General features: G+C 69.2%; 8 protein-coding genes. 4 read left to right on the forward strand and 4 right to left on the reverse strand.

Translation table 11 applies throughout. The features are described from left to right. On the reverse strand, positions 1 to 647 hold a 647-nt coding region (locus OZN99_RS22105), incomplete at its 3' end, for a hypothetical protein (protein ID WP_270937419.1). A gap of 10 nt (positions 648 to 657) precedes the next feature. Then, on the reverse strand, positions 658 to 1677 hold the full coding sequence (locus tag OZN99_RS22110; protein WP_270937420.1) for an NADP-dependent oxidoreductase: 1020 nt from the start codon (positions 1675 to 1677) through the stop codon (positions 658 to 660). A 93-nt stretch (positions 1678 to 1770) separates the two neighbouring features. On the opposite strand from OZN99_RS22110, the gene OZN99_RS22115 reads away from it, so the two are divergent. From OZN99_RS22115 to OZN99_RS22130, 4 genes are all read left to right on the forward strand, one after another. Next, positions 1771 to 2733, forward strand: coding sequence for a Bug family tripartite tricarboxylate transporter substrate binding protein (locus OZN99_RS22115; protein ID WP_270937421.1), 963 nt, complete (start codon positions 1771 to 1773; stop codon positions 2731 to 2733). Between the two features lie 29 nt (positions 2734 to 2762). Next, the gene (locus OZN99_RS22120) at positions 2763 to 3566 is read left to right on the forward strand and encodes an alpha/beta fold hydrolase (protein ID WP_270937422.1); all 804 of its coding nucleotides are present in this window, start codon (positions 2763 to 2765) and stop codon (positions 3564 to 3566) included. Between the two features lie 301 nt (positions 3567 to 3867). Then, positions 3868 to 4683: a hypothetical protein gene (locus tag OZN99_RS22125; protein ID WP_270937423.1), complete on the forward strand. Its 816-nt coding sequence runs from the start codon at positions 3868 to 3870 to the stop codon at positions 4681 to 4683. Positions 4684 to 5045: 362 nt separating this feature from the next. Continuing rightward, positions 5046 to 5267 (forward strand): alpha/beta fold hydrolase, encoded by a 222-nt coding sequence (locus OZN99_RS22130; protein WP_270937424.1) that lies wholly within the window; start codon positions 5046 to 5048, stop codon positions 5265 to 5267. An 84-nt stretch (positions 5268 to 5351) separates the two neighbouring features. On the opposite strand, the gene OZN99_RS22135 is transcribed toward OZN99_RS22130, so the two are convergent. Further along, positions 5352 to 5810, reverse strand: coding sequence for a hypothetical protein (locus tag OZN99_RS22135; protein ID WP_270937425.1), 459 nt, complete (start codon positions 5808 to 5810; stop codon positions 5352 to 5354). Positions 5811 to 6177: 367 nt separating this feature from the next. After that, positions 6178 to 6826: 4Fe-4S dicluster domain-containing protein (locus OZN99_RS22140; RefSeq protein ID WP_270937426.1), on the reverse strand; the 649-nt coding region annotated here is incomplete at its 5' end.

Raw genomic sequence — 6826 nt, forward strand, 5'->3', positions numbered from 1 at the left:
CCGGCGCCCTGCCGCGCCATCCAGCGCGCCAGCGGCAGGTAGGCGTGTTCCCGCAGCGTCGGCTCGGCGCCGAGCTCGGTCGCCAGGCTGGCGATCGGCACCCGGGCCGCCAGCGCCGCGATGGCCGCCGCGTGCTCCGCCATCCAGGGGCCGCGCACCGCGCAGGTCAGGTCCCGCAGGCCCTGGCCCTCGCCCATGCGCGCAAGGCGCAGCGCCTGGTCCGCCAGGTCGTGCAGCGGCCCGATACCGAGCGCGGCATCGGCCACCGGCGAGCCGTGGAAGGGCGACTGCAGCGCCAGGAAGCCGCGGCAGCGCTCGGCGATGCCGGGCATCAGCAGCGCCGAGAGGGCGTCCAGCCCGCCCTTGCTGTGCGCCACCAGCACGACAGGGCTGGGCGAGGCCAGGATGGCGGCGGCCAGCTTCGCGGCGTTCTGCGCCACGGGCGCCGCGGTGGGCAGCGGCACCGGCGCGGCGTCCACGCCGCTGCGCCGCAGCCAGTCCAGCTGCCCCGCCATGTAGTCGATGCCGATCGGGCGCAGGCTGGCCATCACCTCGCCGAACAGGCCATAGCACAGCAGCACGCGCAGCCCCGCGAGGCGTGCGGCGAAGGCGGCGTCGGAAGGCGCGGTGCCGGGGGCGTCGGTCATGCCGGCCGGCTCAGTCGAGCGCGATGACCAGCTTGCCGAAGTTGCGGCCCTGCAGCAGGCCGATGAAGGCGGCGGGCGCGGCGGCGAGGCCCTGCACCACGTCCTCCTTCCAGCGCAGCCGGCCGGCGGCGATGTGGGCCAGCATCTCGGCGCGGAACTGCGCGTAGCGCTGCCAGCCCGTGTCGTTGACGATGAAGCCCTGGATGCGCAGCCGCTTGCGCACCACCGGGCCAAGGTTGGGGCCTGGCGGCGCGCCGGTCGCGGCGGCGCCGGCGGCGGTGTTGTACTGCGCGATCATGCCGCACATCACCATCCGGCCGAAATCGTTGAGGCGCGGGAAGACCGCCGCCTGCACCGCGCCGCCGACATTCTCCCAGTAGACGTCCACGCCCGCGGGGCAGGCGGCGTCGAGCTGGGCGTCGAGGTCGCCGCGATGGTCCACCGTCGCGTCGAAGCCGAGCTCGTCCTTGACGAAGGCGCATTTCGCGATGCCGCCGGCGATGCCGACGACGCGGGCACCCGCGATCCTCGCGAGCTGCCCGACCACCTGCCCGACCGCGCCGGAGGCGGCGGAGACGACCAGCATCTCGCCGGGCTTGGGCTGGCCGATGTCGGTCAGGCCGACCCAGGCCGTCAGCCCTGGCATGCCAAGCACGCCGAGCGCGGTGGAGGGCGGCGCCTCCGCCGGGTCGATCGGGATCAGCGCGCGGCCCGGCCGCGCCGAGAAGGCCTGCCAGCCGAAGCCGCCGAGCACCCAGTCGCCCTCGTGGAAGCGGGCGTCGCGGCTGGCTGCGACCTGGCCCACGGCGCCGCATTCCATCACCCCGCCGATCTCCACGGGCTTCGCATAGGACCGCGCGGCGTCCATGCGGCCGCGCTGGTAGGGGTCGAGCGAGATGAAGCGGTGCCGCACCAGCACCTCGCCGTCGGCGAGGTCGGGCAGCGGCGCCTCGTCGAAGCGGAAATCCTCGGGCACCGGGGCACCCTGCGGGCGGCGGGCGAGGAGGATGCGCGGGTTGGTCTGGGGCATGGCGGCTTGTAGCGCGCGGCGCCGGCGCGTCCCAGGGCGCGTTGCCGCGACGCGCCAGCCTGCGTAAACCGGCCTGGGGGAGGGACGGTTGCCATGTCCACACGACGCATCCTGCTGGGCGCGGCGCTCGCGCTGCCGGCGCTGCGCGGCGCCGGCGCACAGGGGGCCTGGCCGCAGCGCGGCGTGCGCTTCGTCGTCGCCTTCGCGCCGGGCGGCTTCGCCGACCTGATCGGGCGGTCGCTGGCCGAGCAGCTGGCGCCGATCTGGGGCCAGTCGGTGGTGGTGGAGAATCGCGGCGGCGCGGGCGGCAACGTCGCCGCGCAGCAGATCGCGCGCGCCGCGCCCGATGGCTACACGGCGCTCGTCACCACCGGTGCCTTCGCCATCAACCCGACGCTGTCGCGCAACCCCGGCTACCGGCCGGAGGAATTCACCGTGGCCGCGGTGGTCGCCGGCACGCCGAACCTGTTCGTGGTGCGCGCCGACAGCCCGATCCGCTCGATGCGCGACCTGGTGGAGGCCGGGCGGCGGCGGCCGATCAACTACGGCACGGCCGGCGTGGGCGTGGCGGCGCATCTCTCGGCGGAGCTGTTCTTCAAGCGCGCCGGCGGCGTCGATGCGCAGCACGTCCCCTACACCGGCGCGGGGCCGGCCATGCTGGCGCTGCTGGCGGGCAACATCGACATGGTCGCCACCTCCCTGCCCTCGGCCGTGGCGCAGGTGCAGGCGGGGCAGGCGCGCGGCCTGGCAGTGACGAGCGACCGGCGGAACTCCGCGATGCCTGACGTGCCGACCGTGGCGGAGGCCGGCTTCGAGCCGATCGTCGATCTCGCCTGGGTCGCGGTGCTGTTCCCGGCGGCGACGCCGGAGGCGGTGGTGCGGCGCGTGAACGAGGATGTGGCGCGCGTGCTGGCCATGCCGACCTTCCAGCAGCGCCTGGCGCAGCAGGGCTTCGACCCCATCGGCGGCGACGTGCGCACGGTGAACGACTACGTCGCGAACGAGGTGCGCAGCTGGCGCGACATCGTCCGCGCCATCAACGTGCAGATCGACTGAGCCGTCCGATCGCCGGCGGGAGAGACGACATGCTGTTGCGGCTCGAAGGACGGCGGATCGCCTGCGACCTGCTGGGGGAACGCGGGCGCCGGGCGGTGTGCCTGGTGCATTCGCTGGGCGCCGACATGACCATGTGGGCGGAGCAGGTGCCGGCGCTGCTGGAGGCGGGCTTCGCCGTGCTGCGGATCGAGCTGCGCGGCCATGGCGGCAGCGATGCGCCGCCGGGGCCCTATTCCATGCAGGCGCTGGGCGAGGATCTCGCCTTCGTGCTGGACCGGCTGGCGCTCGGCCCGGTGGACTATGTCGGGCTCTCGCTCGGCGGCATGGCCGGGCAGGCGCTGGCGCTGGACCGGCCGGAGCTGCTGCGCAGCATCGTCATCTGCGACGCGCTGCCGGAATCGCTGCCGGATGCGGCGGCGATCTGGGGCCCGCGCATCCGCGCGGTGCGGGAGGCCGGGTCCTGCGCGCCGATCGCGCAGGCGACGATCGAGCGCTGGCTGACGCCGGAGTTCCGCGCCGCGCATCCGGCGCGGTGGGACGAGATCCTGGAGACCATCGCGGCGACCGAGGCCGAGGGCTATGCCGGCTGCGCCGAGGCGATCAGCGCCTTCAGCCATGTCGCGCGGCTGCCGGGGCTGCGCGTGCCGGCGCTGGTGGTCTGCGGCGAGCACGACCACGCCGTGCCGCCGAGCGAGGGCGAGCGGATCGCGAAGCTGGTGCCGGATGGGCGGTTCGTGATGGTGGAAGGGGCGCGGCATCTGCCGAATGTGGAGAAGCCGGAGGCGTTCAACGGGCTGCTGCTCGGGTGGCTGCGGGAGCGCGTGGTCCGCTAGCCATTCAATACGGATCGGGGAACGACCGACGGCGGCCCGGCTGCAATGCCGGACGCGCCTTATTGCGTAATCGCGCAAATATTCGGTATCTTGTGGATTGCAGCGAAAGAACGGCGCGCTGCGTCCGTGCTGCGCGATGATGGTCGCGATACGCGTCAATGGACCATGCGGCTCAATTGCTACAATTGGTGGAAATCATACACCCCCCCCGGCCCCCTCGAGTAAGGATCATTTGATTCCGATGTGCTTCGGATAGCAGAATGATCAATCACGGGGCACTCTAAACGGAGGACGACGATAGATGGACGGCAAAATCGTAGTCGGTATCTTGGCGCTGTTGGTTCTCGCGTCTCTTTTCTTCTGGGCATTTTACTGGAACGGACGTGTTCAGGTGACGTCCTATGTCGGCGAGACTCTTTTGGACGCGCTCAGTTCAGTGGACTTGCAGAGGCGTCTGCGAGAAATCGACGAGGCTTGGCTACGGCATTCCTATCACGTCAGGGCAATGAGGGAAAAAGATTGGCTATCTGCTCACCCCTATCCAGAAGCTCAGCAATCCATAAAGGAGCATGACGCTGTCCGAATGTCGATACGATATCTGGAGCAAAATGGTAGCGTCGGAACTTTACGTCCGGGCAGTTTTCCATCGCGGGATGACAAAAATTACGATGAAAAAATCGGTCGAGATATCTTAGAATATATCAAGGTTCTCCAAGATTGGAGAAATACGATTCTTGAAGAAAAGGCAAAATCACTGTACGAGAGCGACGTAAATCTATGCAGAAATCTGGCGCAAAAGAACTCAGAAAAACTGCTTGGTCAGATCGATTTAACTATTCTTCGTGGGGTCGGACCAGATTTCATACTAAGATTTACGGCAATTGTAACAATCGTTTTCGTCGTTTTTCTCCTCAATACGGTGGGTAATTTAGGGTCTGACCAGGCTGGAACAATCCTCGCTGCGATCGCTGGTTACGTCCTGGGGCAGGGTACGGCGCGGCGAGAACCAACGTCCGCTCCTGTTGTCGGAACGAAAATGAAGCAACATAGCAGTGGCCCGGTGATGCCGCCCGCCACGGGATCTCCTGCAGACAATAGTCGGTCATTACAAAATTAAATGCTTTCTGTGCGCGAATCTGTATATAATATGATAATGCTGATCGCGGGTAGAAAGGGTTCGGACGCCGCAATAGGTAGGATTCCTACGGGTCGTCGAAACCGCACTGCAGTGCCCAAGAACACAGATCACGATCACCTACGTACAGCATAGGCGCGATTGGCCACGATTTCCCGGCGATCTCACTCTTGCGTTCTGGCTTTGCCCTGCGGGGAAGTTTTCTGAATGCCCGCTGCACAAGGCCCTACGGCGTGATCCGTTGCCACTTGCATGGCCGCAAGTCGGCTTTGCCACCGTCCTTCGCTCACCCCTCCTCCGCCCGCCGCTCCGCGCGCTCCGCCTCGCGCAGGCAGTCCTCGCTGGTGCGCCTGCCCGGGCTGCGCGTGCCGGCGCTGGTGGTCTGCGGCGAGCACGACCACGCCGTGCCGCCGGCCGAGGGCGAGCGGATCGCACGGCTGGTGCCGGATGGGCGGTTCGAGCTGGTGGCGGGGGCGAAGCACCTGCCGAATGTGGAGAAGGCGGAGGCATTCAACGGGCTGCTGCTGGGATGGCTGCGGCAGTTGGGGCCGATGACCCGCGCGTAGCGCCGGTGATGGGAAACATACCGACCTTCTCCTGGTGACCCGTTCCAGACAGTCCGCTCGCGGCGGGCGACAGTCTCCCCTGTCCTACCTCCCCGCGGACAGACATGTTCCACCGCTGCAAACCGTGGTGAGGCCAGACGAACGAGACGCGCTCATCCGATTGTTGAGAGATCCCGAGCAGGCAATGCTCGGATTGCCGAGGCAGTTCCTCTGACCCGCATTCGAGCCGCCCGACGACTGGCTCGCCAGCATGTTCGCGGCTTGCGCATACGCCATGGACGCGCTCGCCCGTGCGATGAGTTCGGCCTGGGCCGCATTGAAGCGCCGCATGGACCCCGTGAACCTGTCGACGAAGATGTATTCCCCGCCAACCTCCTCGCAGAGCGCACCGCCGGCGTTCGGCAGGTTGGTGCAGCGCCCCAGATTGGCGCGCTCCACATGCTGACCGCATGCGGCCAGGTTGAAGGCGGAGACCATGGCAAGCGCGGCGACCGCCAGGGACTTGCGGATGCGGCGGCGGCTGTCCTGCGGGATGGACTGCATGATCCTGTGCTCCTTGCTTGCCCATTCCTGAACCGTGCCGGTCAGGACCGATGGGCTTCGACAAGGGCGAGTAGAGCCCGGGCGAGGGCGGCGCGCGGTTCCCCAGGGAACAGCCCGCGATGCGGCGGCGGTCGGCCGCCAGCGTGAAGGTCCTCGCCCGGCGGCAGCGGGACAGGCGGCTTGAGGCCGTCAGCGGCGCCGCATCGCGCCGGGTGACTGGAAGGCGATCATCCGGCTGCCTCGGAGCAGGCAACCCGCACCGGGTGTGTGGGCTGCGACAAGAGGGACAGGCCCGCTCCGCGCCGGGTGCCGAGGTCGGCCGCCAAGCGCCGGAGCTGTGGGGAGGCTATCTTGAGGAAGCCCCCGCTTACCCCTCCTCCGCCCGCCGCTTCGCGCGCTCCGCCTCGCGCAGGTAGTCCTCGCTGGTGCGGGTCGCCGGGCGCGGCGGGCCGGCGTAGGGGTCGAGGGCGCTCTCGGTCGCCACCAGCACGCGGCAATCCTCGCAGAGGCGCAGCACCTTCAGCCGCTGCGGATCGGCGAACATCCAGTGGCCCGTCGCGGTCAGGCGGCGCTCCACCGCCTCGATCTGCGACCGCACGCCGAAGGGCTTGGCGCAGCGCTCGCAGCAGAAGGGCGCCTCCTCCTTCACCACGCGAACCTGCGCGCTCTCCGGCGAGAGGTTCAGGCGCGGCTCCAGCGTGATCACCTTCTCCGGGCAGGTCGCCGCGCACAGCCCGCATTGCACGCAGGCATCCTCGAGGAAGCGGAGCTGCGGCATCTCCGGGTTCGCGCTGAGCGCGCCGGTCGGGCAGACGCTGGTGCAGGCGACGCAGAGCGTGCAGCCGCCGACCTCCACCTGCGCCGCGCCGAAGGGGGCCAGCGCCGGCATGGCGATGAAGCCCTCGCGCCGGCCCGCGCCCTCGGCCAGGGCGCGCGCGGCCTGGCGCAGCACCTCGCGCGATGCGCCCATGGCGAGGTGCGTCGAAGGCGGGAAGGGCAGCCCGCGGCGGGGGAGG

Source organism: Falsiroseomonas oryzae (genome assembly GCF_027856955.1).
Taxonomy (GTDB): domain Bacteria; phylum Pseudomonadota; class Alphaproteobacteria; order Acetobacterales; family Acetobacteraceae; genus Falsiroseomonas; species Falsiroseomonas oryzae.

What these genes read in the sequence shown, in the direction of transcription:
- OZN99_RS22110 (WP_270937420.1), bottom strand. Translation starts at nt 1,677, where the DNA reads ATGCCCCAGACCAACCCGCGCATCCTCCTCGCCCGCCGCCCGCAGGGT.
- OZN99_RS22135 (WP_270937425.1), bottom strand. Translation starts at nt 5,810, where the DNA reads ATGCAGTCCATCCCGCAGGACAGCCGCCGCCGCATCCGCAAGTCCCTG.
- OZN99_RS22120 (WP_270937422.1), top strand. Translation starts at nt 2,763, where the DNA reads ATGCTGTTGCGGCTCGAAGGACGGCGGATCGCCTGCGACCTGCTGGGG.
- OZN99_RS22125 (WP_270937423.1), top strand. Translation starts at nt 3,868, where the DNA reads ATGGACGGCAAAATCGTAGTCGGTATCTTGGCGCTGTTGGTTCTCGCG.
- OZN99_RS22115 (WP_270937421.1), top strand. Translation starts at nt 1,771, where the DNA reads ATGTCCACACGACGCATCCTGCTGGGCGCGGCGCTCGCGCTGCCGGCG.